The sequence below is a fragment of the Streptomyces scabiei 87.22 genome (genome assembly GCF_000091305.1).
GTDB classification, from domain to species: Bacteria; Actinomycetota; Actinomycetes; order Streptomycetales; family Streptomycetaceae; genus Streptomyces; species Streptomyces scabiei.
Genome location: NC_013929.1, coordinates 5,946,132 through 5,969,784, shown reverse-complemented (window position 1 = coordinate 5,969,784; position 23,653 = coordinate 5,946,132). Strand labels below are relative to the sequence as shown.

Annotated in this window: 24 protein-coding genes and 1 pseudogene; 19 read left to right on the top strand and 6 right to left on the bottom strand. The window is 67.6% G+C overall.

The window, feature by feature from the left end; translation table 11 throughout:
- Positions 1 to 117 precede the first annotated feature (117 nt).
- Positions 118 to 1,929, top strand: coding sequence for a pentapeptide repeat-containing protein (locus SCAB_RS43825; RefSeq protein ID WP_049875779.1), 1,812 nt, complete (start codon positions 118 to 120; stop codon positions 1,927 to 1,929).
- 393 nt (positions 1,930 to 2,322) lie between these two features.
- Here SCAB_RS43825 and SCAB_RS45270 read toward each other — a convergent pair whose 3' ends face one another.
- The 4 genes and pseudogenes from SCAB_RS45270 to SCAB_RS25645 all read right to left on the bottom strand — a co-directional run bounded on the left by SCAB_RS45270 (position 2,323) and on the right by SCAB_RS25645 (position 4,712).
- Complete coding sequence (locus SCAB_RS45270) at positions 2,323 to 2,901, bottom strand: hypothetical protein (protein WP_231885128.1); 579 nt, start codon at positions 2,899 to 2,901, stop codon at positions 2,323 to 2,325.
- A gap of 33 nt (positions 2,902 to 2,934) precedes the next feature.
- Positions 2,935 to 3,081 (bottom strand): annotated as a pseudogene (locus SCAB_RS49430) (HNH endonuclease); the annotation flags it as partial.
- A 144-nt stretch (positions 3,082 to 3,225) separates the two neighbouring features.
- Positions 3,226 to 3,891 (bottom strand): YdcF family protein, encoded by a 666-nt coding sequence (locus SCAB_RS25650; protein WP_041669636.1) that lies wholly within the window; start codon positions 3,889 to 3,891, stop codon positions 3,226 to 3,228.
- Positions 3,888 to 4,712 carry a GntR family transcriptional regulator gene (locus SCAB_RS25645; RefSeq protein WP_041669634.1) on the bottom strand — a complete coding sequence of 275 codons (825 nt, stop codon included), beginning with the start codon at positions 4,710 to 4,712 and terminating at the stop codon, positions 3,888 to 3,890. Before SCAB_RS25645 ends, SCAB_RS25650 begins: the two co-directional genes overlap by 4 nt.
- A gap of 651 nt (positions 4,713 to 5,363) precedes the next feature.
- Between SCAB_RS25645 and SCAB_RS25640 the strand changes: the two genes are divergently transcribed.
- The 15 genes from SCAB_RS25640 to SCAB_RS25570 all read left to right on the top strand — a co-directional run bounded on the left by SCAB_RS25640 (position 5,364) and on the right by SCAB_RS25570 (position 19,304).
- Positions 5,364 to 5,633: a DUF6284 family protein gene (locus tag SCAB_RS25640; protein WP_013002992.1), complete on the top strand. Its 270-nt coding sequence runs from the start codon at positions 5,364 to 5,366 to the stop codon at positions 5,631 to 5,633.
- Positions 5,630 to 6,079 (top strand): Pycsar system effector family protein, encoded by a 450-nt coding sequence (locus SCAB_RS25635; RefSeq protein WP_013002991.1) that lies wholly within the window; start codon positions 5,630 to 5,632, stop codon positions 6,077 to 6,079. Before SCAB_RS25640 ends, SCAB_RS25635 begins: the two co-directional genes overlap by 4 nt.
- Complete coding sequence (locus SCAB_RS25630) at positions 6,076 to 6,960, top strand: hypothetical protein (protein WP_013002990.1); 885 nt, start codon at positions 6,076 to 6,078, stop codon at positions 6,958 to 6,960. The genes SCAB_RS25635 and SCAB_RS25630 overlap by 4 nt, the downstream gene beginning before the upstream one ends.
- Positions 6,961 to 6,980: 20 nt before the next feature.
- Positions 6,981 to 7,298 (top strand): hypothetical protein, encoded by a 318-nt coding sequence (locus SCAB_RS25625; RefSeq protein ID WP_013002989.1) that lies wholly within the window; start codon positions 6,981 to 6,983, stop codon positions 7,296 to 7,298.
- Positions 7,295 to 7,609: a hypothetical protein gene (locus SCAB_RS25620; RefSeq protein ID WP_063649861.1), complete on the top strand. Its 315-nt coding sequence runs from the start codon at positions 7,295 to 7,297 to the stop codon at positions 7,607 to 7,609. Before SCAB_RS25625 ends, SCAB_RS25620 begins: the two co-directional genes overlap by 4 nt.
- 91 nt (positions 7,610 to 7,700) lie before the next feature.
- Positions 7,701 to 9,815 carry an FtsK/SpoIIIE domain-containing protein gene (locus SCAB_RS25615; protein WP_013002987.1) on the top strand — a complete coding sequence of 705 codons (2,115 nt, stop codon included), beginning with the start codon at positions 7,701 to 7,703 and terminating at the stop codon, positions 9,813 to 9,815.
- A 208-nt stretch (positions 9,816 to 10,023) separates the two neighbouring features.
- Positions 10,024 to 10,482, top strand: coding sequence for a hypothetical protein (locus SCAB_RS25610; RefSeq protein ID WP_013002986.1), 459 nt, complete (start codon positions 10,024 to 10,026; stop codon positions 10,480 to 10,482).
- Positions 10,483 to 10,493: 11 nt separating this feature from the next.
- On the top strand, positions 10,494 to 10,952 hold the full coding sequence (locus SCAB_RS25605) for a hypothetical protein (RefSeq protein ID WP_013002985.1): 459 nt from the start codon (positions 10,494 to 10,496) through the stop codon (positions 10,950 to 10,952).
- An 87-nt stretch (positions 10,953 to 11,039) separates the two neighbouring features.
- Positions 11,040 to 11,945 (top strand): bifunctional DNA primase/polymerase, encoded by a 906-nt coding sequence (locus SCAB_RS25600; protein WP_013002984.1) that lies wholly within the window; start codon positions 11,040 to 11,042, stop codon positions 11,943 to 11,945.
- Positions 11,942 to 12,376 (top strand): hypothetical protein, encoded by a 435-nt coding sequence (locus SCAB_RS25595; protein ID WP_013002983.1) that lies wholly within the window; start codon positions 11,942 to 11,944, stop codon positions 12,374 to 12,376. The genes SCAB_RS25600 and SCAB_RS25595 overlap by 4 nt, the downstream gene beginning before the upstream one ends.
- On the top strand, positions 12,373 to 13,830 hold the full coding sequence (locus tag SCAB_RS25590; protein WP_013002982.1) for a DNA primase family protein: 1,458 nt from the start codon (positions 12,373 to 12,375) through the stop codon (positions 13,828 to 13,830). The genes SCAB_RS25595 and SCAB_RS25590 overlap by 4 nt, the downstream gene beginning before the upstream one ends.
- A 26-nt stretch (positions 13,831 to 13,856) precedes the next feature.
- Entirely contained in the window at positions 13,857 to 14,129 is a 273-nt protein-coding gene (locus SCAB_RS25585) for a helix-turn-helix transcriptional regulator (protein ID WP_013002981.1), read from the top strand.
- Positions 14,130 to 14,212: 83 nt separating this feature from the next.
- Complete coding sequence (locus SCAB_RS25580) at positions 14,213 to 15,478, top strand: tyrosine-type recombinase/integrase (protein ID WP_041669628.1); 1,266 nt, start codon at positions 14,213 to 14,215, stop codon at positions 15,476 to 15,478.
- Positions 15,479 to 15,770: 292 nt separating this feature from the next.
- Entirely contained in the window at positions 15,771 to 17,405 is a 1,635-nt protein-coding gene (locus SCAB_RS25575) for a penicillin-binding transpeptidase domain-containing protein (RefSeq protein WP_013002979.1), read from the top strand.
- A 147-nt stretch (positions 17,406 to 17,552) separates the two neighbouring features.
- The gene (locus SCAB_RS25570) at positions 17,553 to 19,304 is read left to right on the top strand and encodes a penicillin-binding transpeptidase domain-containing protein (protein ID WP_037724602.1); all 1,752 of its coding nucleotides are present in this window, start codon (positions 17,553 to 17,555) and stop codon (positions 19,302 to 19,304) included.
- A gap of 34 nt (positions 19,305 to 19,338) precedes the next feature.
- On the opposite strand, the gene SCAB_RS25565 is transcribed toward SCAB_RS25570, so the two are convergent.
- A complete protein-coding gene (locus tag SCAB_RS25565) occupies positions 19,339 to 19,971 on the bottom strand; it encodes an RBBP9/YdeN family alpha/beta hydrolase (protein WP_013002977.1) in 633 nt (210 codons plus the stop codon).
- 199 nt (positions 19,972 to 20,170) lie between these two features.
- Between SCAB_RS25565 and SCAB_RS25560 the strand changes: the two genes are divergently transcribed.
- From SCAB_RS25560 to SCAB_RS47060, 3 genes are all read left to right on the top strand, one after another.
- Complete coding sequence (locus tag SCAB_RS25560) at positions 20,171 to 20,683, top strand: YbaK/EbsC family protein (protein WP_037724605.1); 513 nt, start codon at positions 20,171 to 20,173, stop codon at positions 20,681 to 20,683.
- Positions 20,680 to 21,507, top strand: coding sequence for an EamA family transporter (locus SCAB_RS25555; RefSeq protein WP_013002975.1), 828 nt, complete (start codon positions 20,680 to 20,682; stop codon positions 21,505 to 21,507). The genes SCAB_RS25560 and SCAB_RS25555 overlap by 4 nt, the downstream gene beginning before the upstream one ends.
- A 164-nt stretch (positions 21,508 to 21,671) precedes the next feature.
- A complete protein-coding gene (locus SCAB_RS47060; protein ID WP_148274227.1) occupies positions 21,672 to 22,535 on the top strand; it encodes a macro domain-containing protein in 864 nt (287 codons plus the stop codon).
- Positions 22,536 to 22,610: 75 nt separating this feature from the next.
- Here the strand turns inward: SCAB_RS47060 and SCAB_RS47055 are convergent, their stop codons facing one another.
- Entirely contained in the window at positions 22,611 to 23,573 is a 963-nt protein-coding gene (locus tag SCAB_RS47055; RefSeq protein WP_148274226.1) for a DUF6414 family protein, read from the bottom strand.
- Positions 23,574 to 23,653 lie beyond the last annotated feature (80 nt).

The following is a 23,653-nucleotide window of genomic DNA, read 5'->3' as shown; positions in this document are numbered from 1 at the left end:
ACATTGCCCCTGCCCGCCTGTCCCAAAGACTACCGGAACAACTGGAACAACCGGCCCCGTGGGAGGTACGAACTGATGGCTCGCCCCCTCATGCCCGTGGCCGCAGGGACCCCGCCAGTGCTGAAGGCCCTCGCAATCGAGCTTCGCAAGCACTTCCAGGCGGGTGACTGGACAGTCACAGCCCTCGCCGAGAGGGCAGGGCTGCAGAAGAGCAGAGTCTCCGAGCTCCTTCGCGGCAAGAGCACTCCTCAGCCCGAAACGCTGGAGATGCTGTGCCGCGCAATGAACATTGGAGCCACAGAAACCTCGCGCGTCGCGCAGCTAGGCGAAGAGGCGCGAGCGGAGCAGAGCGCCATTGCCGAGCGTCACCACTCGGCTCGACACCGTCTCGCTTCGCCAGCGAGCCAAGCTGAAACCGTAGGCCGACGCCTCAGGATGTTGCAGGACACCGTCAGTGTCAGCGTTCGGGACCTCGCCGAGCTGATCAACGAAGCGGGCGTCGCTTCTAGCAAGTCGAGCGTCGCACGCGTGCTGGATGATCCGACCCGAGACCCGGCCCTCGCCTACGCCCTCGCGGACAGCATGGTCCGGCTCCTTCCAGCGGATCAGCGGCAGCGAGCCCGCGCTGAAGTTGGACGCCCGGCCCTTGATCTCGTTCGCTTCTCTATGGCACCGGACGTTTTTCGACTCACCGACCGATACGCCACGGCAGTCGAACAAATTTCCAACGATGATCCAGTGGTGCGCCTCCAAGGCGTGTGGAACCTCACCGACCTGGCCGATGCCTGGGGGGAACTTCGCCAGACATGCATCGACGCTCTTTGCTCATACCTCCGCACGCCCTACCAGCCCGACCCGGCGAAACCCGGCTACCGAGATGGTGAGCGCGCCGTACGCCGCACAATCATCCAAGTCGTACGCGAACACTTGCAGGATCCAGACGACCCAATCTCCTGGTGCACCAACAACTTCGCATTCATCGGCGCGAATTTCGACGATGCCGATTTGTGCGGCAGCACTTTCAAGGGGACGGTTGACTTCGAAGGCGCGACATTCAGCGGCAACGTGCGCTTCAGCGAAGCCACCTTCAACGGCATGACAGGGTTCCGCCACACCACACTCAGCGGCACCATCGACTACAACAACGCAACATTCAACAGCACCGTCGACTTCGAAGACGCGACATTCAGCGGCACCGTCCGCTTCAGCGAAGCCACCTTCAACGGCATGACAGGGTTCCGCCACACCACACTCAGCGGCACCATCGACTACAACAACGCAACATTCAACAGCACCGTGGTCGACTTCGAGAACGCGACATTCAGCGGCACCGTCCGCTTCAGCGAAGCCACCTTCAACAGCACAGCAGGATTCCGCCACACCACACTCAGTAGTGACGCGGTCGACTACAACAACGCAACATTCAACAGCACCGTCGACTTCGAGAACGCGACATTCAGCGGCACCGTCCGCTTCAGCGAAGCCACCTTCAACAGCACAGCAGGATTCCGCCACACCACACTCAGCGGCACCATCGACTACAACAACGCAACATTCAACAGCACCGTCGACTTCGAAGACGCGACATTCAGCGGCACCGTCCGCTTCAGCGAAGCCACCTTCAACAGCACAGCAGGATTCCGCCACACCACACTCAGCGGCACCATCGACTACAACAACGCAACATTCGCTGGCGCCATGATTGATTTCGAGGGGGCGAGCTTTGACAGCGGTATCGCAAGATTTCGCGGGGCGGATTTTCGAGGTGTGGTTTGGTTCCGCAGCGCGAAATTCAGTGATGGCTCGGTTGATTTCCGCCACGCAGTTCTACACAATGGAACCCTCAAGATTGAGGGCGCCGCATTCAACAACACCTCAGTCTCCGAAGTCTTCGTGGGCGTGAACGCGCCGACGTTGACCTCAATCTGAGGGAACCATCCAGCTCTCAATGACCTGCGTTGCGAGGACGGAGCAACGGCGGGGACTTCACTCCATCTCTTCTGGCCCCTCTACACCGGCCAGCCCATCCCGATCGACTCGTGGCGGTCGCGGATGTGGCTGGCAACCTGGGTCTAGCTGGGCGAACACACCACGAGGGCACGGCAGCCAGCCGCGCCCTCGTGGTCGTTGGCGGCCGTTGCCGGTCGCCCTCGGACGGCCCAGAGACAGCCCGCCAGGCGCGATCGGTTCGGCCGCCCGAGTCGAGGAAGGACCGCATCGCTCCCTGAAACGCTGAGCGCACATTTACCATACGGGTAGCGCTGCCCGAGGTGCCGCCGGATTCTGGCCTACCAACTACACATGATGGCCTTAGGTCAGCCGTCAAAAGACCATATGAATAGCGGATGGCTGCGAATCCGGATGCGCCCGGTCCGCCATCGAAATCCCACGCGGGTAGGGCATATTGAGCATTGAACACCCCGAATACGAACCACCTCTTTGCCCGTCCGGCAACAGGTAGACGATCTCCCTCGGTTTCACCTGCACAGTCAGCCCATCATGGGCAAAGAATGCCCGCTCTACCGTTAGACCACCGGGTGGATTAAAAACTACTTTGGCAATGATTTTGCGAGCCGCTTCGCGCACGACGAGCGTGTTCGCGATGAATTCGACGTCCCAAAGATTTGTGTTATAACTAAGCTCATTTTCTTCGATTCTCAGAATCGTGGACCCCGAACTGTCGCTGAAGCGAGCCCTTACGAGGAGCCTCCCCTCTTCGGTTCTGAATTGCAGAACCGGCTCCCCATTCAGCACTAACGGCTCCTGATAGACATCGCCGATATTGTGAATGAATTCATTCGATCCGACCGAGATTCGACTATCCGACCCTTCGTAAGCAAGGGGATATGGACTTGAGCCCTGACTTCTCCTATTAAAAGGGTTGGCGTTGGCCCACTCCACTTGCCCCCGCGTCCGGAGTCCGCGAGTTTTCTCGCTGTGATGCTCGGGACATAAAAGCGTCAAGTTTTCTGCCGAGTGGCCCAGAACTGTACTGTATTCCTCAATATGGTCATACTCGTAGAACGGGCTTCCACAGACTACGCACCCGAATCCACACCTCTTCCGCACTTCGTGCTTCATGGGTCTGCTTATAGCCTTACGCCCCTGCGCCATTCTCGCCTCACTTTTCTGAAACTCACGATCACTGGAATTCGCGAGCTATGACTCTACTGTCGACCTGGCTCCACAGCATCCTGAGTTCTGAGACGGGTGAACGGCGCCCTATCAGGCCCGTTCTGCCGTTTCGGGCACCAGGCGGCTTGTAAAGCCCTCGCCGCGAAGCCGCTCGTAAGCGGCTAGAACGTCGTCGGGAACCTCTTGCTCAATCATGAAGCCTTGGCGGGGATACACCATGAGTCGCTGTTGAGCGCCGACGAGCATGTCGATGACGAGACGCGCGTCCCCGATCGAGTCGACGTAATCGGGGAGCGTCATGGGGGTGGACGCGCTCACCCATTCGATCTCAGGCCAGAGCTTCCGGGCCGTGGCGTACGCCCGCCGCTCCTCGTACGGCTTGCTGACGAGCAGGGCGGATGAGACGGGGATGCGCCTCGCTTCGAGCAAGGCCCGCGAGAAGCGGATGTTCTCGCCCGTGTTCCGGGCGTTCGGCTCGACGAGGATGACGCTCGCGGGGACCCCTAGCTCCACCGCGCGGTCCCGGTAGTGCTCGGCTTCGCCACGGGGCATCCGGTCGCGGGTGGTCCGGCTGGTCGCTCCGGTGAAGAGGACGGCCGGCGCCATGCCCCGGTGGAAAAGCTCCGCGGTGGCGTCGGCCACCCCGAGGTCATGGCTGCCGAGTCCAATGGCCACCGAGCATGGGCGCGGCTCATGGCCCATCTGCTGGAAGTCCCAGAGCCGCTGAGCGTCCGCCCACGCCTGAGCCGAGATCACTTGCTCTCGCCCTCCGTTGCTGCCGAGTCGGGGACCTTGAAGTCGTACGACCACGCGAAGCGCGATGCCGCGTGGACTCCGACGGCGAACTCTACGACCGTGCCGTCCGCCGTGTACGTGGTGCGGTGCAGTTCTACCACCCACTCACCCGGCGAGAGCTGGAGGAGCTGAGCCTCTTCGGCGGTAGGCACTCGCGCGAACAGTTCCTCGCGCATGTGGTCGATCTCGTACCCGGCGTCATAGAGGACACGGAAGCCACCGCCACGACCGGCCGGGCCCGGGGTCGGGTCGACGATGCGCGTGCCTTCCACGTGCTCGGGCCGGTAGTAGCTGGTCAGGGTGTGGGTGGGTTGGGTGCCTTCCTTCACGAGCCGGGCGCGCGCGTAGACGTCCGCACCCTCGGGGAGCCCGTGGGCTGCCGCCACGGACGCCGGCGCCTTCACTCGACTGACGCTCTGGGTCTGCTCGTTCCGGCTGTAGGTGCGACCGGACGCCACGCGGTCCGCGATGAACGCGACCTCGTCGCCGTCCCGCCACTTCGCCTTGTCATACCGGGCGATACCGAGACGCTTCAGCGGAGACTTCGGGCGCACGACGGTGCCGTGACCGCGAGTCATGGTCACCAGGCCCTCGGCTTCAAGCGCCTTGTACGCCCGGTGGACCGTCTCCTTTGAACCTTCGCCCGCCTCCACAAGCTCCCGGATCTGCGGAAGCTGCTGGCCAGGCTCGTAGTCGCCGTTCCTGATCTGCTGGCCGAAGCGGTCGGCCAGGTCCCGCCACTTCGGGGCTTTCGGTGCCACGCAGAACTCCTCTCGACACATTCCAGTGAAGCACACAGTCCTAGGACTGTTGACAGTCCTAGGACTGCGGTGCATTCTCATCTCAGGTCGCTCGCAGTCCTAGGACAGCGAGTCGGAGTGGGTCTTCTTTGGGCTGTCTCCATGGCTTGTCGGTTCGGGATAGCTCGTGCAGTTGGGGCCCTGAGCTGGTCGTTCTTTGAGAACTCAACAGGGAGTCAAGTTCGACGGGGCTGAGTCCCCGTCCCCGTGACGGCCGGGTGAGGACCGTCGACGGCCGCTCGCGGTCGTTCTGCTGGCGCCGAGCAGTGCGAATAGGGCGCCCCGACACCTTCGAGGCTCGGGACCGGACGGCCGTGGCAACGGCGCCGGTGAAGTCCTCGGATTCCCTTCGTCTCCGATTGGAGGTCCTCATGACCCGTCGAAGACCTTTGGGCCCGTCCCGCTGGACCGGCGCGACGGCATCCCCAACGCGTCACCCGACCACTTCCGCCGCGCGGTGAATGCGGCGGCCGGTTGCCTGCCTCGCCCGTCCGGGCCCGTGTGAAGCGCGGTGCTCGTACGGGCGGGGTCGAGGGGAGCCGGAGATCCGACTTCAACGGCGCGCGGCCCCCGGTGGTGCAACACCGGGAGCCGCTGACGGGCCGTTCACCCCTGTGAGAGGAACACGACCCAATGAAGCACATCGCCACTGTTCAGGACGTTGTTACCGCGTTCGCCGACTGGATGGAGCCGACCAGCGCGGAGCTGGACGCGATCGAGGTGGAGTCGGCCGTCGTCCTGGCGGAGGTCGACCTGTTGGACGCGCAGATCAAGGCCATGGACCGGCCGGTGAACGAGGTGGACGCCCGCCGTATCCGCCGGGCCCGGAACCGGGTGCTGGCCGCGCGGCGGGACGTGGCCAACCGCACCGTCGGCGAGATGCTGCCGGGCGGTGCCGCGTGAGCACCCCGAACACGAAGCTGACCGCCGCGCACGCTGAGGTGAAGGCGGAGATCACGCGGACGGACACCAAGACCGGGCTGTTGCTCGCGTTCGTCGGCGCGGTGCTGGCCGGCACGTGGTCCGTGGCCCGTGACCTGCCGCTGAACCTCTCCGCCTATGTCGCGGGCGGGGTGGGGGTGGCGCTGTTGGTCGCGGCGGCCGGTCTGTTGCTGCGGTCGACCCGCCCGAACCTGCGGGGCCGTCACGGTTTCCCGCTGTGGGCCACGCTGACCGCCGACGAGATCACCACCGTCGTCGACGGCGGGAACCTCGCGGCGGACGTCGCCGGACTGTCCCGGCTCGCGGTGGTGAAGTTCACTGCCCTACGCCGCGCGGTCGACCTGACCATGACCGGCGGCGCCCTGCTCATCCTCGCGGCCCTGCTCGCGGCGGGGGGTGCGCGGTGAAGGCCAGGACCGTACTGCCGGCCGTCGCGATGACGGCGGTGTCCATGGTGCTCACCCTCGCCGTGGTCGTGATGTGGCTCGGTGCTGCGATGCCGTGGCCTGTCGCCCTGGTCGTCGGTCTGGGCATCGACGGGGGATGGCTCGCGACCCTCGCCTACGAGCGCCGCCTGTCCGCGCAGGGCGACCACAGCCGTGCGGTGACCGCCGTCGGCTGGACGTTCGGCCTGATCGCCACCGGCGTCCTGGTCGCGCACGCGGCGACCGCCGAACACTCGCGCGGCGCGTGGCTGGCCGTCGCGTGGCTCCCGGTCGCGGCCAAAGCCCTGTGGCTGGTTCACGGGTTGTGGGAGCGCACCGCGCTGACCCCCATCGCGCTGGACGCCATCGCGGGAATCCAGCAGGAAGCCCGCGACGAGGCGGCCGTGGCCCGTGCCCGGCTGCGTGCGGAAGCGGCCACCGAGGAGACCCGGCTGACGGCCGTGACGCAAGCCGGGGCACGCGTCGCACGCGTCCAGGCCAAGACCGCCGAAACCCTCGCCGAAGCCTGGTCGACGCTGGAGACGGCGCGGCGCGGTGAGGACACCGGCAGGGCGCTGACCAGCGTGACGACCCGCGTCACACCCGACGTCACGCCCGCGTGGGAACTGCCCGTGTGGGGCCCCACAGAGCCGGTTGCCGCGCTCCCGCCGGGCGACGGCAACGCCCTCTCCGACACCGCCCTTGACGCACTGGTGGACGAGATCCGGCACAGCGAAACCCCGGCCCTGTCCTACCGCGAGATGGCCATCCGCTTCCGCGCGACCGGCCACTCCGCATCCGAGATGCGCCTGCGCGCCGCGTGGAAGCGCGTCGTGGCCCACCCCTCCCGCTCCGCACCGTGACTGTCTGAGGAGACCGAATCATGGGCAAGCCCGACACCCGCAGCATCGACCGTGAGATCAGCAAGACCAACCGCAAGCTGGAAGCGGTCCGCCGGGGCGAGATGTGGCCCCTGAACAGTGCCGAGCGGCGCGCAGTCCTCGGGGCGCTTGCCGGGGGCTCGTACCGGGTCCTGCGCGGCAAGAGCGCCACCCGGCAGGAGAATCGGCTGGAGTCCGTCTCGGAGCAGGCGGTCACCCGGCTGACGGCCGAGATCACCGCCCTGCACATGGAGCGGCAGCGGATCGTGCGCGAGTACGCCGCCGCCAAGGCCGCCAAGAAGGCCAAGGGGTGGTGGTGAACACGCGCCCCCAGGGCGGCCGTTGCCCGGCCGCGCACCCGGAAGACCCCACCCCGTGCAGCGGTGAGGCCGTGGTGACCGTGCTGGACCGCGCGGACGCCGGCGCGGACGGGTGCGAGCACCACGGCGCGCGCATACTCGCCTCCCTCGACGGCGGACGCGTCCACGGCCTCCCGCACGCCGCCCCCGGTACCGCCATCCGCGTGTTCAAGGCCGCCGACGGCATCCGCCCCTTCTGCTGGCTCGACGGCCCGCGCACCACGCCGTCCCAGCTCAGCCACGCGGAGAACCGCGTCCGCCGCACCCGCTGAATCATCACCCGCCCCGCCCGCCACCGGTTGCCGGGCGGGGCCCCTCGCCGACTTCCCGCCCCGCATCGGGGCAGTCAGGAGTGCTCCCGTCATGGGTGACACCGTCGTCCACCTGCACAAGAACACCGACCCGTCCCCCGACCCCGCCCCCGTGACCACGCTGACCGTGGTCCCCGACCCCGCCCCGCCCGCCGCCGTCCCGCTGTGGGTCCGTTCCGGCCGCGCGGTGAAGTCGGCCGTCACGCACGAGTCGACCAAAGCGACGGTGCGGGCGGTTGCCCGGCACGGCGCCTACATGTTCAACGGCGGGCGGATCGTCGCCCGCCGCACCTGGGACGGCCGCACCGGCTCCCGCTACGAGCGCATGATCCGCGCCGCCGAAGCCGCGGGTGACCTCGAAGCGGCGGAGGAGTGGGAGGAGCGCCTGCAGCGCTTCCGTGCCGCCCGCCACCACCGCCGCATGGACCTGCTCCACTCCCCCGTGGAGGCCGCCAAGGGCGTGGCCGTCGGCGCCGGGATGAGCATCGGTGTCCTGGTCGCGCTCGGGGTGGTCATGGCCATCAGCAACGGTGACGTCGCGGACGTGATCACCCCGCTGTCGGCCACCGTCGACTTCATCGCCCTGCTCATCCGGATCGTCCAGGTCGTGTGGGGCCCGGCGCTCACCATCGGCCCGTTCCTCGCCCTGCTCGCGCTGTGGGCCGTCGGCAGCAAGCAGCAGGCCGCACCCCAGTGGGCCCTTCCCACCAACACCCGCAGCAGCGAGGGTGATCCGATCACCCCGTCCATCGTGGTCAAGGCCCTGCGCGACCTCGGTGTCCCCGCGCTGCGCAACGCCATCAAGGAGATGGGCGACGCCGGCGCATCCATGCTCGGACCGATCCGCATCGCCGGATGCGGCATCGAGGTCGACGTCACCCTTCCCTCCGGGGTGTCAACGAACGAAGTGCAGCAGCGCCGCCGCAAGCTGGCGGAGAACCTGACCCGACACGAGCACGAAGTGTTCATCACCATCCCCGAAGCAGCCCGCACGGTCCGCCTGTGGGTTGCGGACTCGGGGGCGCTGGACGAGCCGATCGGCCCGTCCCCGCTGGTCACCGACGAGACGATGACCGCCGACTACGCCAAGGGCAAAGCTCCGTGGGGCCAGGACCTGCGCGGAGATGCCGCCGCCCTCAGCCTCTACCAGCGCCACCTTCTGATCACCGGTCTGTCGAACCAGGGCAAGACCGTCGCCCTGCGCTCCCTCGCCCTGTGGGTCGCACTCGACCGGTCGGTGCAGTTCCTCATGGGCGACCTCAAGGGCGTGGGCGACTGGGCCATGTTCGACGGCCTCGCCACCACCTTGATCCAGGGCCCGACGGATGAGCACGTGGTGCAGGTGACGGAGATGGTGGAGGGGGCGGTGGAGGAGATGAACCGCCGTCTCCAGGCGCCGCCCGGCACCACGTTTCCGGCGCTGATCGTGCTGGTGGACGAGGCGCAGGTGGCGTTCATGTGCCCGGTCAAGGACGAGGACAAGCGACCCTACGGCGGCTCCAAGTCCAACTCCCGGTACTTCATGGCCGTCCGTAAGATCCACAACCAGGGCCGGGCCGTGAACGTCCTGATGTGGCAGGGCACTCAGGACCCCACCGACCAGAACCTCCCCAAGCTGGTCCGCGAGGGCGCCCACACCCGCGCCTCCCTCGCGCTCGGCACCGAGTCGCAGGCTCGCATGGCGCTCGGGGACAAGGCCGTCGACGGCGGCGCCGCCCCCAACATGCTCCGGCCCGGACTCGACCAGGGAACCCTGGTCGTCGCCTCTTCGGGCATCGACATCCCCAAGGGCCAGTCGTCCATCACGGTCCGCACGCACTACATCGACGACGACGCGGCCGAAGCGATCATCGAGCGTGCCAAGGCGCTGCGCGACGGGGTCACCACCCTGCACGCCATCGAGCGGGGCGAGGACCGCGACCCGCTCGACGACATCGCCGCCGTGGTCGGGGACGCCTCCCGTGTCCTGACTCAGGACGTCCTCAAGCGGCTCGCCACGCTGAACGCCGGCGCCTACGGCGGCTGGTCGTTCATCGACCTCAAGCGCGTGCTCGACGGCACCGGCGCGGAGCCGTACAAGTCCGACGGCCGCATGGTCATCGGCCGCGACCGCCTCACCCGCGCCCTCGCGAACCGCGACACCGACGGTTCCGCTTCCACCGTCTGAGGGCAGGGAGCCGACCCCGGACGGGTCAGGGAGGCAGGGAGAACTCCCTGAACCCCTCCCTGACCCGCCTCCCTGGCCTTGACCTGCACGAATGATCAGGCAGGGAGGCAGGGAGGCCCGCAGGTCAGCACCCCCTGAAACCCCCTCCACACGCCACCCCGCAGGGGGTGTGCCTGCCTCCCTGACCTACCGCCGGAAGGGATTCCGCATGTTCCCCGAGAACAGCCACCACACGCCCGCCATACGGGCCGTGGAAGTCCACCACCCCACCCCCATCACCCCCGCCGTACCGGCGCCGATGGTGCCCGTGCAGCCGGGAGCCGTCCCGACGGTCGCGTCCGTCGTCCTGCCGGACGGGCGGATCGTCACGGGCTACGCCATCGACCACGCCCGCCCGGAACCGGTGGCCGCCAAGCCCGTCGTCTCCCGCGCGGCCGTGAACGTCGCGCTCGGGGGCGTCGGGTTCGCCGCCGTGTGCGGCGGTCTGCTGATCCTCACCACGTTCATCACCGCCCTGACCGCGCTCATCACCCAGCTCATCACCCTCGCGGCCGTCATCTTCGGCGGCTGGATCGCCGTGCAGGTGTTCAGCGCGGGCGGCGACAAGGGCGGTACCACCGTCAACATCCGCAAGGCCGTCATCAAGCGCAACAAGTTCTACGGCTGACAGGAGCCTTCGTGTTCGAGATCCGCGTCATCTGCGACCCCACCGACACCAACACCATCGTCGCCGCGTTGGACCGTACGTTCACCACCGGCACTGTGACCGTCTGCCCCACCCGCGACCACAAGCGGCACCGTCTCTACGTCCGCGCCGACCACCAGGCCGCCGACGCCGCGCCCTCGGAGGACTGGCCCAGCGCGGCTGACGCGTACGCCGACGCCCCCGACGCCCGCGAAGAGTTCGACTGGCTCTTGAGCGAGGCTCACGCCGGCAGGCGCAACCGTGAGTGGTGGCTGCGGCGTGCCGCCGTCGTCGACCGCAGGTCCACCCAGCTCCCGCCCGACGGCCGCATGCGCGACGAGCACGCCATGGAGCTGGCGCACTTCCTCATCGAGCTGGACGGTGCCGACGTCATGGGCGACCCGCGCGCCTACGTCCGTCAGCAGTACGCCTACTGGGCCAGGAACAACTAGCTACGCCAAGGGCGGCCCCCCTCTCGCCAAAGAACCGGGGCCGCCCTTGCTCACCAGCACGCTAGCGACGAACTGGAGATACCCAGCATGACTCATGACCCCCGTCCCGCGCTGCTGCGCGCGGCGCTGGACGCCGCCGCCCGCGGTTGGCCTGTGATCCCGCTGCGCCCGCGCAGCAAGGTCCCCGCCCTGCACGGGGAACGCCGTTGCCCCCACTCCGGCGACTGCGCCGGCGGGCACCGCACGTTCGAGCAGCGCGCCACCCTCGACCCCGCCCGTATCGAACGGTGCTGGTCTTCGGGCCCGTTCAACGTCGGTATCGCCACCGGCCCCGCCGGTCTGCTGGTCGTCGACCTGGACACGCTCAAGCCCACAGACGAAGCGGGCACGCCTGACGGCGCGGCCAACTTCCAAGCGCTCTGCGAGCGCGCCGGACACACCGTCCCCGCAACCCGCCGCATCCGGACCCCCAGCGGCGGAGAGCACCTGTACTTCACCGCCCCGTCCGGGGTCCGGTTCGCCAACACCACCGGCACCCTCACGCCCAAGGTCGACACCCGCGCATGGGGCGGACAGGTCGTCGCCCCCGGCAGCATCACCCCACACGGCCCGTACACCGTCCTGGACGACCAGCCCGTTGCAAACCTGTCCGAATGGCTCCAAAAGGCTCTGACAGCCTCTCAGAGGCGCGCCACGGCGCCGATCCTGCCCACCCTCGCCCGCGACGCCGACCGGTACGCCGCCGCCGTCCTCAACCGCGAGGTCGCGGCCGTGGCCGCCACGGGCGAGGGCGGGCGGCAGGCCGAACTCCTGCGCGCCGTACGGGCGGTGGGCCGGTTCGTGGCGTGGGGCGACCTCGACCGCGCCACCGTGGAAACGGCTTTTACCTGCGGGGGCGAGTCGGCGGGACTGTCGCCGGCCGAGTGCCGCAACACCATCCGCAAGGCCCTGGACTACTCCATCCGCACCGCATGGCCCCGGAGGACGGCATGACCACCCCCCGGCCCCGCCCCGCAGGTAAAAGCAACACCCCCACCACCGACCAGCCGCGCCCCGCCGAACCGGCTCCGCCGCAGACCACCGTGGGCGAGCCGACAGGCGCCGCCCGCAAGGGCGTCGTCACCTCTCTTCCCCGCACGAACCGGCTCCCGGCCAGGGACATGCGGCCCAGCTCCGACCCGACACCGGAGCGTCCCGGCATCCGTATCTACGCGCCACCGGTCTACCGGCATCACTGGGACGGGGCCCGCTGGTCCAAGCGGCACGGCGCCACCCCGAACGCCGCCTACGCCTGCGCCTGCGGACACACCGACACCGCCACCGGCCCCACCGCCGTGGCCGCCCTGGTCGACGACTACGCCGCCCACAAGCACTTCTGCACCGGAAAGCCCACCGCGTCCCAGGAAGGGAGGACGGCAGCATGACGGACACCCGCACCGCTCAGAGCGAGGAACTGCCCGCACCGTCCCACCCCATGGCCGTCGCCCGCCGTCTGCTGCCCGACTGGCAGGGCGAGGACGGCAAGCTCGTGTGCCGCCGCTGGCGCGCGTCCTGGATGCGCTGGAACGGCACCTGCTGGCGCGAGGTCGACGACGACCAGGTCCGCAAGGCCATGTACGAGCGCCTTGAGCACGCCGTCTACCAGGTCCCCGCCAAGGACGGCGAGACCGAGGAACGCGACTGGGCACCGACCAAACCGAAGATCAGCAACCTGCTCGATGCCCTGGGCTCGATCGTTCTCCTGCCCACCGACACCGACACCCCCGCCTGGATCGACGACCACGGCGACACCGGACAAGAGCACGGCCCGATCGTGGCCTGTCAGAACGGGTTGCTCCGCATCCGCGACCGGGCGCTCATGCCGCACACACCGGAGTTCTTCAACAACGTCTCCATCCCCTACGCCTACGACCCCAGCGCGACCGCACCGACGTGGGACAACTTCCTCGCCCAGCTCTGGCCCGACGACCCCGACTCCATCGCTGCCCTCCAGGAGTGGTTCGGCTACGTCATCTCCGGCCGCACCGACCAACAGAAGATCCTTCTCATGGTCGGCCCGACCCGGTCCGGGAAGGGCACCATCGCGCGCGTCCTCAAAGCGCTGGTCGGCAAGGAGAACCTTGCCGGGCCCACCCTCGCCGGACTCGGCACGAACTTCGGCCTGTCCACCCTGATCGGCAAGCCCCTGGGGGTCATCTCCGACGCCCGCCTGTCCGGCAACGACAACACCCAAGTCGTCGAACGGCTCCTCACCATCTCCGGCGAGGACACCATCGACATCGACCGCAAGTACCGCCAGCCGTGGACCGGCAAGCTCCCCACCCGGCTGGTCATCCTGTCCAACGAACTGCCCCACTTCGGCGACTCCTCCGGCGTCATCGCCAACCGGTTCATCCTGCTCAACACCCGCCTGTCCTGGCTCGGCAAGGAAGACCCCACCCTCACCGACCGGCTCATCGCCGAAGTCCCCGGCATCATCAACTGGGCCCTGGAAGGACTCGCCCGACTCCAGCGCACCGGCCGGATCACCGAACCGGCATCCAGCCGCGAAGCCGTCACCACCATGCGCGACACCGCGAGCCCCACCAGCGCATTCGTCCGCGAACGCTGCACCACCGGCCCCACGTGCAGCGTGCCCGTGGAAGCTCTGTGGGCCGTCTGGCGGGACTGGGCCGAGGACAACGGCGTCAAGCCCGGAACGAAGCAGGTGTTCGGCCGCAACCTGCTCTCCGTCGTCCCCCAGCTCAACCGCACCCGCCCCCGCGACGCCTACGGCCGGCAGGTGGTCACCTACAACGGGATCACGGTGAACGTGTCCGAACCACATTTGCCTGAGTCGCGACTCATCGCGTCTCAAGACCCCTCTGAGTGCCGCTGAGTGCCGATGAGTCGCGACTCAGAGGAATGTATTTCCAACTCGCGGAGGACTCAGTGAGCGCACCCGCCCCCGTCCAGACCGACCCCCGCGCCACCCTCCGGGGCGGCCTCCCCGACCGGTACCTCACCCCCGACGACATCGCCGAGATGTTCGAGGTACCCCTCGAAACCGTCTACCAGTGGCGCCGGAAGCGCACCGGCCCGCCCGGCTTCCGCATCGGCAAGCACGTCCGCTACGACCCCGCCGACGTGCACGCCTACGTCATCGACCGCAAGCACGCCGACCAGGACGCCGCCTGACGCACGGCACACCGCGTGACACCACCGGGGAGGGGCACACCGTGCCCCTCCCTTCCTCATGCCCAGAAGGGACCACGCCCCAGATGGCCGGCCACATCCAAGACCGCTGGTTCAAGACCGAGACCAACACCGACGGCAAGACCGTCCGCGTCAAGAGCGACCGCCACGGCAGCGGCCTGCGCTACCGCGCCCGCTACATCGGCCCCGACGGCACCGAGAAGTCCAAGAGCTTCCCCGACCGACAGAAGCGCCTCGCCGAACAGTGGCTCGCGCAGACCGAGGCGGACATGGCGCGCGGGGAGTACATCGACCCACGCACGGCACGGACGACGTTCCGGCAGTACGCAGAGCGCTGGGTCAACTCCCACACAGGCGAGATCAACAGCCGTGAGGCCGCTGAGCGTCGGCTTCGACTGCACGCCTATCCCCACATCGGGACGCGCCCGCTCGGCTCGTTCAAGCCTGAACACATCCGGGCCTGGATCGCGGCCCTCGAAGACACCGTGCCGGCCGAATCGCACCGCCGCATCATCGTAGGGACCGTCTCGGCTGCGCTCAGTGCGGCGGTCGACGACGGGCTGCTCAGCAAGAACCCCTGTCGGGCCCGCACAGTGCAGCTCCCGAAGCCTGGCAAGCCCCGTGTGGACCCGTGGACGTCCGCGCACGTCTTCGGCGTACGGGCCGCCCTCGCGCAGCGCTTCCGGGCCACCGTCGACCCCGGAGCGGGATGTGGCCTACGACAGGGCGAGATCTTCGGTCTGTCGGTCGACGAACTCAACTACGAGGGCGGATGGCTGACCGTCGGCCACCAACTCAAGCGCATCCGCGGGAAGTACGTGTTCGCCCTGCCGAAAGGCGGCAAGGTCCGTGACGTCCCTCTCCCGAGGGCCGTGGCCGCCGCCCTGCGTGCCCATTCCGAGGAGTTCGCCCCGGTGGACGTGACACTTCCCTGGCGTACACCAGACGGCCCGCTCGTGACGAAACGGCTTCTGTTCAGCGGGGTCGAAGGCAACCACGTCCGCGTGAGCAACTTCAACGCTCACCACTGGAAGCCCGCTCTGGCGGGCGCAGGAGTCATCCCGAAGCCCGAGCGCGGCGAACGGTACGCGTCGGCCCCCGAGGACGGCATGCACGCGCTCAGGCACTTCTACGCGTCCGTACTGCTGGACGCGGGAGAGAACATCCGGGCCCTGAGTCAGTACCTCGGTCACAGCGATCCGGGGTTCACGCTGCGCACCTATACGCACCTCATGCCGAGCAGCGAGGGCCGCACCCGGAAGGCGGTCGACGGGGTGTATCTGGCTGCCGATCCTCAAGATCACGGCCCAGAGACGGCCCAGGCTGCCTGACGCGGCCCCACCGCACCACCGTCGTGGCTGGTCAGGGCCCCAATCGGCCCGGCCAGCCGCGATTTCATCTACTTCTGGCCCCTGTACACCGGCCAGCCCATCCCGATCGACAGCTGGCGGTCGCGGATGTGGCTGGATACCTGGGTGTGATGGCCGAACCCCGTTCGCCGGGCTCTGACGCGCTAACAATCAGGGCACGCAAAGGAGTCGTTTTCCCCACGCGTCACCCCGGCATGCCTACAGTGAGCCCCGGCAAGCGGTTTCTGAACGCGTTCAAAGGGGGAGTCGCGTCATGCGCAAGGGGGTCAAGGGCGCCATAGTCGGCGGGGTGCTCGCGGCGATGCTGGGCGGTGCCGGGTACGGCGGGTACAACTTCGTGACGGCGCTGAACGGGGACGGGGGAAGCCCGCAGAAGCGGACCGGGCCGCCGGACGCGGACGAGGTCCGGGAGACGACGGAGAAGTTCTTCGCGGCGTGGGAGAAGGGCGACCCGTCGGCGGCGGCGTCCTACACGAACGACGCGCTGGACGCGGGGAAGGTCTTCGACAGCTTCACCGGCGTCGCACGCATCGACCACGTGAAGATCGAGCCGGGCGAGCCCACCGGCAGCGGCGGCCGGACCGTCCCGTTCTCCGTCCGGGCGACCGTGTCGTACAAGGGCAAGAGCAAGGACCTCGCGTACAAGAGCCGGCTGACCGTCGTGCGGGGGAAGACCACCGGGCGGGCCCTGGTCGACTGGCGGCCCTCCGTCGTGCACCCCGAGCTGAAGAAGGGCGACACCCTGGTCACCGGGGAGGCGGCCGCGCCGCCCATCGAGGCCGTGGACCGCGACGGCAAGGTGCTGACGAAGGAGAAGTACCCCTCCCTCGGGCCGATCCTCGACACCCTGCGCGACCGGTACGGCGCCGAGGCGGGCGGCACCCCCGGCATCGAGCTGGGCGTCCACCACGCCGCCGCGGAGGCCGGCGACACCACCCTGCTGACCCTCACCGAGGGCAGGGCGGGCAAGCTGCGGACCACGATCGGCGCGGGGATCCAGGCGGCGGCCGAGCGGGCGGTGACCAAGCACCCCGAGTCGTCCGTGGTCGCCGTGCAGCCCAGCACCGGACAGGTGCTGGCGGTCGCCAACCACCGCGACGACGACTTCAACGCGGCCTTCCAGGGGGAACTCCCGCCCGGCTCCACGATGAAGATCATCACCGCCGCGATGCTCATCGACAACGACGTGACCTCGATGAACGGCCCCGCGCCCTGCCCCGACACGGCGACCTGGATGAGCCAGACCTTCAAGAACCTGCCCGGCCTGAAGGCGGACGAGACGTCGAGCGCGACGCTCGCCAACAGCTTCGAGCGGTCCTGCAACACGGCCTTCATCAAGCTGATCGACGAGAAGCCGCTGTCCGACGAGTCGTTGACCCAGGAGGCGCAGGAACGGTTCGGGATCGGCCGGGACGACTGGAAGACGGGCATCGTGTCCATGGACGGCAAGGTCCCGCCCTCCGGCGGGCCGAACCGGGCCGCCAACGCCATCGGCCAGGGCGACGTCCTGATGAACCCGCTGAACATGGCGTCGGTGACGTCGACCGCGATCACGGGCACCTTCCGGCAGCCGTACCTGGTGTCCCCGGAGCTGGACGACCGGAAGCTGGCCACCGCCAAGGGGCTGTCGGCCGGTACGTCGGCGCAGTTGAAGCAGATGATGCGGCTGACCGCGACCCAGGGGACGGCGGCGACCGTCATGTCCGGACTCGGCGGTGACATCGGGGCGAAGACCGGCTCCGCGGAGATCGACGGGCAGGCCGTGGCGGACAGTTGGTTCACCGGATTCCGCGGGGACGTGGCCGCGGCGGCGATGTCGGAGGGCGGCGGCCGAGGCGGCGAGGCGGCCGGTCCGATCGTGGCGGAGGTACTGAAGGCCGGAGGGTGAGCGGACTTGGAAGCGGTGGGTGCGCGACCGGCCCCCACCCATCCGCGGACAAACCCGGCCCCACCCACGGAGTGACCCGCGGGACTCTAGTGTGGGGGTTCTCGTTGTGGGACGAGAGGGCAGTCGGGGGCAGCGGAAGGTCGGAGCGTGGGTAAGAGAAGGCGTGTCGACGAGCGGAAGGCCGCGAAGCCGGGGAGGCCGCGGCGGCATCTCGTGCTGGGCGGAGCGGCGGTCGCGGCCCTGGGCGGCGGTGCGTTCGCCGTGTACACGGTGTTCGGCGCGGGCGCTTCGGCCGACGACGGCTCCGCCGACGCCAAGGCCGTGAAGAGCGGGCCCCTGTCCGCCGGTGAGGTCCGTACCGCCGCGACCGCGTTCCTGACGGCCTGGCAGAAGGGCACCGTCACCAAGGCGGCCGCCGCCACGGACGACGCGGCGGCCGCCAGGGCCGCGCTGACCGGCTTCACCAAGGACGCCCACGTCGAGGACGTCACCCTCACCCGGGGCAGACGCGCGGGCGACGAGGTGCCGTTCACGGTGAAGGGCACGGTCTCCTACAAGGGCACGCAGAAGCCGCTCACCTACGAGAGCGCCCTCACCGTCGTCCGGGCGAAGAAGGACGGCGAACCCGTCGTCGACTGGCGGCCGTCCGTCGTCCACCCCGAACTGGCCGAGGGCGACCGCCTGGTGACCGGTGAGGCGGGCACGCCCCCGGTGAAGGCCCTCGACCGGGACGGCGGTGAGCTGACGACGAAGAAGTACCCGTCGCTGGGCTCGGTGCTGGACGGTCTGCGGGAGAAGTACGGCAAGAAGGCGGGCGGCAGGGCGGGCGTCGAACTGCGGATCGTCCGCGCGGACCCGGAGAAGACCGGGAAGGGCGGCACGTCCTCCGGCGAGCCCGCCGGCTCGGCCGAGTCGGCTGATTCCGCCGGCTCCAAGAAGGAGAAGGCCGCCGACAAGACGCTGCTGGAGCTGAGCGAGGGCACCCCGGGGGAGCTGAAGACGACGCTCAGCCCGGCACTGCAGGCCCTCGCCGAGACGAAGGTGGCGGCCACGAAGCGGGCGTCGGTGGTCGTGATGCGCCCCTCGACCGGCGAGATCCTGGCCGCGGCCAACTCCAGCAGTTTCAACGTGGCGTTCCAGGGCTCCCTGGCGCCCGGCTCCACGATGAAGATCGTGTCGTCGGCGCTGCTCATCGACAAGGGGCTCGCGTCGGCGGAGAAGGCCCACCCCTGCCCCAAGTTCTCCTCGTACGGCGGCTGGAAGTTCCAGAACGACGACAAGTTCCAGATCAGGAACGGCACGTTCAAGGCCAGCTTCGCGCGCTCCTGCAACACCGCCTTCATCTCCCAGGCGAAGAAGCTGGACGACGACTCCCTGGCCCTGGAGGCCCAGCAGGTCTTCGGGCTCGGCCTGAACAACTGGGCCATCGGCGTGTCCAGCTTCGACGGCGCGGTGCCGGTGCAGCGCGACGCCCCGATGGCGGCCTCGCTGATCGGCCAGGGCGGTGTGCGGATGAATCCGCTGAACATGGCGTCGGTGGTGTCGACGGCCAAGACGGGTGCCTTCAAACAGCCCTACCTGGTCGCCCCCTCCGTCGACGGCCGCACCCTCGCCACCGCCGCGCGGCCGCTGTCCGCCTCGGCCCGCACACAGTTGCGCGAACTCCTGCGGTACACCGCCGCGGCCGGTACCGCGGCCGAGGCGATGTCGGGCCTCGGCCCCGACTTCGGGGCCAAGACCGGCTCCGCGGAGGTCGACGGCCAGAAGGAGCCCAACGGCTGGTTCACCGCCTGGAAGGGCGACCTGGCCTCCGCCGGGGTCGTCCAGCAGGGCGGCCACGGCAGCGAGTCGGCGGGCCCGATCGTGGCGGCGCTGCTGAAGGCGGGCAGCGGGGGCTGAGCCCCGGGTGACGGCGGCGGGCGGTGGGCGTCGGTCACGTACGGGCGTGCACGGGGGCCTTCTCGTACGATCCGGGCGTCGCGTCCAGGCACCAGTCGAAGACCGACGGCCAGGAGCCGTAGCCCGCATCCAGGTCCAGGTGGCCCTGGCCCGGGAGTACGTCGGCGTCCAGGTCCAGCGGCCCGGCGTAGACCGCGGCCGCGCCGCCGGGGCAGTACGGGTCGTCGTCGCCGCCCACGACCCGGGTGTACGAGGCGGCCGCCGCCAGCCGGGCGGGGTCCGGCCGCGGCGGGGCGAACTCGGCTATCTCCGGGTGGTCCAGGGCGACTTCGGGGGCGGGCGGGGCGACGAGCAGGACGCGGTCGACGGGGCCGGACAGGACGTCGTCCCGCGCCACCGCGTGCAGCCACAGCAGACAGGCCAGGCTGTGGCAGACCACCGTGATCCGCCGGCCCGCCAACTCACCCAACAGCGCGTCCAGTTCGGCCAGCCACCGCTCCAGGTCCGGGTCGTCCGGCTCGGGCAGCTGCGGGTACGCCACCTCGTGGCCCAGGTCGGTGAGGCGGTCGGCCAGCCAGTGCTGCCAGTGGGCGGCCGGGCGGAGGTTCTGCCACCCGTGCAGGATCAGGAAGGCGCGGGGGCCGTCGGCGGTCGGGGTCTGTGTCATGCCCAGATCGTCTGGGAAACACCCGTGCCGGTCCAGTGCCGTCTCTGTGGCTGGATGGAGTGCCGTGCCCGCGGCTGGACGGAGCATCCGCGCTGGGCCCGGCGGGGCCCTCCCTCGCACCCTTACCCGCACCCGCACCCACCGGACCCTCCCGACAACCCCCTCGCATGGCCCGTACACGCACCGCTAGCGTGCCCGCATGACCAACCCCACGCAGGACACCGAGGGCTCCGTGGCCCACCCCCGTTTCGCCGAGGCGCTCACCGGGCTGGGCCTGGGCGAACTGCACGCCCGGATCCGCCGGTTCCCGGAGGCGACGAGGACCGCGGCGGAGGCGGCCGCCGCGCTCGGCTGCGAACTGAGCGAGATCTGCAAGTCGCTGATCTTCGCGGCGGACGGCGTCCCGGTGCTGGTGCTCATGGACGGCGCGTCCAGGGTCGATCTGGAGGCGGTCCGGCGGGAACTCGGCGCCACGAAGGTCACCCGGGCCCGCGCGGACGTCGTACGGGAGACGACCGGATACGCGATCGGCGGGGTCCCGCCCTTCGGGCACCGGACGCGGACCCGTGTCCTCGCGGACCGCTCGCTCCTGGACCACCCCACGGTGTGGGCGGCGGCCGGCACCCCGTACACCGTCTTCCCCATGGCTCCGGCGACGCTGATCGCCCACGCGGGTGCCACCCTGGTGGACGTCCGCGAGCCGCACGCGTGACCCCGGTCGTCACCGCGGCGGTGCTGCTCGCCGCGGTCACCCACGCCGGCTGGAACGCCCTCGCGCACCGGATCACGGACAAGCTGGTCGGGTTCACGCTGATAGCCGGCGGCGGGGCGCTGATCGGGTTCGCGATGGTGCCGTTCGTGCCGCTCCCGGAGGCCGGCGCGTGGCCGTACCTGATCGCCTCGGCGATCGTGCACCTCGTCTACTACGTGCTGCTGATGACGGCGTTCCGGCTGGGCGACTTCGGCCAGGCGTACCCCATCGCCCGCGGCTCGGCGCCCCTCGTCGTCACCGTCCTCGCCGCCGTCTTCGCGCACGAGGTCCCGGACGGCTGGGCGGCGGCCGGCATCCTGCTGAGCTGCGCCGGGCTGACCGGGGTCGCGCTGTGGGGCCTGCGCGGCGACCGTCCGCACTGGGCGGCGATCGGGGCCGCGCTGGCCACGGGCCTGTCGATCGCCGCGTACACGGTCGTGGACGGCCTGGGCGTACGGGCCTCCGGGTCCGCGCTGGGCTACATCGCCTGGCTGATGGCCCTGGAGGGGCTGGCGATCCCCGCGTACGCCCTCTGGCGCTGGCGCGGCACGACAGCCGCCCGGCTCCGCCCCTTCGCCGCCGTGGGCCTGCTCGGAGCGGCCCTGTCGGTGCTGGCGTACGGCCTGGTCCTGTGGGCCCAGACCAAGGCGGAACTGGCCCCCATCGCGGCCCTGAGGGAGTCGTCAGTCAAGTCTTGCCCATACAGCGATACAGCTACCCGCAGGCACTGGGCAACATCAACATGCGTACCTACGAGACGCCCCGGAAAGCGATCACTGGTTTGAGGCAAGGAAGCAGTTCGCGCACTTGTCGCACAGAAGAGTGTCGCAATCCGCGCAACAAGAAATTACCCGGCCGCCGTCAGCATCACAGACCGCCCCTCGGGGGACAATCAATCGTAAAGCCTCAACCTAATTACACCTCAAAACGAAACGGACAGGTGGTATGCATGCACCAGGGCGCTCGTGAAGTGATGTTCACACGCCAAGGAATCGGCGCGATAGCTTCGGCATCATTGGCATCATTTGGATTGCTCAGCGCAGCCTTCCAGGTCGCTCTCGCCCTATGGCCAAGCTTGACAAGTTTCGGTATATGGATCCTGACTTCTTTGGCCACGTGCTGTCTTTTTGTCGGAGTCTGGCACTCTTGGCCTAAATTTGAGACCAACCATAATTACACGTACCCAGATTTTATAATCCAGATCAAGTGCGGCGACGTATTGAATGAGTCGGGAAATGTGATCGTTGGATTCACGGACACTTTCGACACCGACCTTACAGATGGCGTCATAATAAATCCCCGGAGCGTACAGGGGCAACTTCAAGAGAAATACTTCAATCGATCCACCGATGAACTTGACGCCGCTATTGAAACTCAGCTTTCCGGCATTGACCCGATTCGCGAAGAGAGTACCGAGGACAAGCAAAGAGGAAAGCGAAATAGATATCCCATCGGAACGACAATCGTGCTCAGGATTTCACGGATTCGATTTTACGCCGTCGCATACGGGTACATGAGAAATGACCTACGGGTTAGATGCTCCGTTGATGCACTATGGAAGAGTCTTACATCCGCTTGGGATTCCGTGAGAATACACGGCGGCCTTGAGCCGGTATCCATTCCTATCATTGGGTCAGAGCTGGCACGCGTGGGGGCACTAGATCGAACTAGTCTGATAAAGATGATCGCACTCTCATTCATCGCCTCCTCCCGCGAGGAAATCGTTTCTCGTCAGTTGACTATCGTCGTCCATCCGAAAGATAGAAGCTCCGTAAACATGGTGGACGTGGAAAGGTTTTTGCGAACACTCTGACATTACGGGGAAAACAATACCCCACGATCTCTGTGAGAATTTCACGTAGCCCACTATTTCAATTTCGACGGAAGTTCAAACAAAGATCGCCATCGGCAAGATCTGGACCGCGGGATACTTAACGACTGGTTCACTAGACTGGAGGGTAAATCCTGGAATATTGGCGATCGTGTCAGTCACGGAGTCTGACGCGTCACCCATCTTCCCTACGACAGTTCGCCGCGAAAGGCTGATTGACTCACCCTCAAGCAGAACTCGCGTCACCTTGCCCAGCACAACAAAATCTCCGGAACTAAGCCTCTCGGCAACAGCCGCGTCATAGTATTCAGAAGATACAGTTAGAACAGCCTTGACGCCTGACGCAGTTTCCAGCACAACATCATGAATTGGCGAGGATTCCAGCTCCTCCTTCATCCTCTTCAGAAACCTCATCTCGATACTTTTTTCAAATTCACTAAACTGCTCCCCAATTTCGGCGTAAGGGTGAGCGCCCTGCTGGTCGGCCAGTTCACGATTCTGGGGGTTCCCCGACTTACGGTTCGCAGATTTCTGCGAACGCTTTTCCTCAATATCGCGCGAAATCTCCCCCATGTATGACAGCGCCTGAGTGAAGATGGCCAGCATTTCCTCAAGCGGATTTCCGGTGTAACGACCTGAAAGTCGGACGAACGCCCCAGATTTAATTGTGGCTAGCTGGCCTTGATCTTCGAGAGTCAGAATTGCGTCATCTTGATGCAAATACCCATACAATGCGTTGAACAGGCTGGCCGCAGTGTGATGGCGTGCCACTTTTGTTTCAGAGTTTTCACCAAGAGGATGGCTGTTTCCCGAGATAAGGGAGGCCTCAGTGCCCAGGAGTGCGCCCAGAGAAGGGAGCTTCACATAATTATCGCTGTTATTCGCTTTACCTGCCCGAAGCTTCTCCCTCTGAAGGGTCTGCTCGCTGGAGAGGTACACCCCACCTTCGAGATACGCAAGGAAGCTGACCATCATTTGCACGTCAAGGTATAGGGGGTGCGCAAGCTCGTAGCTAGTCATGGCACCAGGCATAGCACATCGCCTCTGCGAAACGTGACGGTTCCAGATGGCGTAACCCATACGAGGGAAAGCCGGCATGC